The following is a 2,117-nucleotide window of genomic DNA, read 5'->3' as shown; positions in this document are numbered from 1 at the left end:
GTACCCACGCGCGTCGCGCCCATGCCGCAGCCGCCCGTGCGCCCGTCGGTCGCGGTGCCCTCCGTGGCGCCCCTTGGCCCCGTGCCGCCGCCGTCCGTGGCCCCCGTGCCGCCGCCCACGGCGGTCGCGCCGCCCCCGGTGGCCGCCGCCGGGCCCGCGCCGGTGCGACCGTCCGGAGAGAAGGCGCCCCCGGTGCCGGCTCCGCCCGTCCATGTCGTGCCGTCGGCCCCGCAGTCTCCTCCGCCCGGGGTGGCGGTGGCCGCGCGTCCTCCGCCCACCGTGGGAACGCCCTCCGCGCCGGGGCCGGGCCTGACGCCCGGACAGCGCAAGGGGCTGGTGGTGGGCGGAATCGCCGTGGTCCTCGCGGGCCTGGCGCTGGTGTTCGTGATGCCCGGCGGGGGCGTGGAGGTGCGCAACGCCCAGGCCGGCGAGCGCGTCTACGTGTCCGGCGTGCTGCTGGCGGCGGACCGCTCCCTGCCGGAGGATCCGGGCGGGTGGCTCGTCTCCACCGCCGTGGACGGCCGGCTGCACCGCTTCGGAAAGGTGTCGAAGGCGGAGCACATCGACCTGCGCACGCTCGCGGATGCCGCCCCCCAGGCGGACGCCAAGGGCATGCTCAGCGTCACCGGCCCCGCGGGGTGCCGCGTGGCGCTGGGCTCCCAGGTGCTGGAGAGCGCGACGCCGCTCGTCAGCCCGATGCCCGCAGGCCGCGAGTTCGAGGTGCGCGTCACCTGCGGCGGCAAGCCCGACGTCGTCCGCTGGGTGATGGCCGTCCCGGGCCAGAGCGTCGCGCTCGACGTGCCCTGAGGCGTTCGTCGGCCTTTGGGCCTGGGGCTGCCTCCACGAGGCGCCCCCTTCCCCCGGAGGCCCGGCCTACAGCGTCCTCAACAGGTAGCGCTTGTAGTCGCCGTACCCCGGAAGGTCGCTGCCCAGCGAGCCGTCCACCTTCGCCTTGACGGTCAAGGTGCCCCCCGCCAATTCGAGCGTGTAGCCGGGGTCTTCCTTGTGGATGACGTGCACCGTCTTGATGCCGTCGCGCACCGCCTCCTTGCCGATGGCGTCACCGCAGACGGCCTTCAGGTCATCGATGAGCCGATCGAAGATGCCATTGGAGATCATCTGGATGGCGGCCACGGTGGTGAAGCTCGCCTCATCGAGGGTGACCTGGAGGTCCGCGCCGCCCGCGGCCGCCTTCAGCTCCTCCAGCTTCGGCGCGAAGGACTCTTCCTTGAACGCCGCCAGCTCCTTCCGTTCCGCGAGACCCATGGTGCCGTTGCTCCGTGATGTGTCCGGGCGGAAGTGCCCGACGCCCTGAGACCGTCCCGGAGGGGACCCCTGGCTGTCAACGCCCGGGAGCGAGGGGCGGCTGCGCGTCGTGAGGGGCCGGGTGGGGCGGCGCCCTCAGTCGTGGCTGCCCACGTGCAGGTCGCCATGGCGCACGCAGACCCAGTGGAAGGCACAGGAGCACGCCACCGCGCGTGCGTGCGTGCAGCAGCGGCCACCGAAGTGCTCCGGCAGGGGCTCCCGCTCGTGCGCGGGCGGCTCGGGCAGCTCGCGCGGCGCGCCCCGGCCGGAATCCGCGGGCACCTGGCCGCAGCAGCCCCTGGGGAGGCAGTCGGGACACAGGGACAGCTCGCAGTGCGCGCACCAGTCGAACACCTCTCCGGCGGTGCCACGGCGTTCACAACCTCCACAGGCGTCGAACATGGGCGTCCTCCAGGCTCACTGCGCACGAAGGTAGAGGAGGGGTCCGACATCACGCCCCGTGCGAGGGCGGGCTGCCACTTCGAGCAGGGTCGGCGACGAATGGTCGACGCTCGCGCCGCGCACCTTCCACGGGTGGACGTGACCCATGCGGTACGTCGGTCCGTGATCCCTTGCGGCGCTGGCCGGGGATTCGCATGGAACAGGGGTAGGCGAAGCGAGTTCCGGAAATCCGGGGAGGACTCAGCCATGCGCAGGCACCGCCGCATCATCGGAGTGTTCGGCTCCGGAACGAACGCCCACGAGGAGTGGGTGGTCCCGCTGGCGAGGTGGATCGCCGAGGCGGGCTTCGATCTGCTCACCGGGGCAGGCGGCGGCGTGATGAGCGCGGCGGCGGGGGCCTTCGTCCAGGT

General features: G+C 73.5%; 2 protein-coding genes and 2 pseudogenes. 2 read left to right on the top strand and 2 right to left on the bottom strand.

Annotated elements, in window-relative coordinates:
* Positions 1-807 (top strand): annotated as a pseudogene (locus D7X74_RS41515) (serine/threonine protein kinase); the annotation flags it as partial.
* A gap of 66 nt (positions 808-873) precedes the next feature.
* Here the strand turns inward: D7X74_RS41515 and D7X74_RS41510 are convergent.
* Entirely contained in the window at positions 874-1,266 is a 393-nt protein-coding gene (locus D7X74_RS41510) for a hypothetical protein (RefSeq protein ID WP_120538421.1), read from the bottom strand.
* A 135-nt stretch (positions 1,267-1,401) separates the two neighbouring features.
* Positions 1,402-1,707, bottom strand: coding sequence for a hypothetical protein (locus D7X74_RS41505; protein ID WP_120538420.1), 306 nt, complete (start codon positions 1,705-1,707; stop codon positions 1,402-1,404).
* A gap of 99 nt (positions 1,708-1,806) precedes the next feature.
* Here D7X74_RS41505 and D7X74_RS45410 point away from each other — a divergent pair.
* Positions 1,807-2,117: pseudogene (locus D7X74_RS45410) on the top strand (hypothetical protein); the annotation flags it as partial.

Origin of the sequence: Corallococcus sp. CA047B (assembly GCF_003612065.1) — a bacterium.
Classification (GTDB): Bacteria; Myxococcota; Myxococcia; order Myxococcales; family Myxococcaceae; genus Corallococcus; species Corallococcus praedator.
The sequence above is the reverse complement of the archived record's forward strand: the minus strand, read 5'-3'. Positions and strand labels throughout refer to the sequence as shown.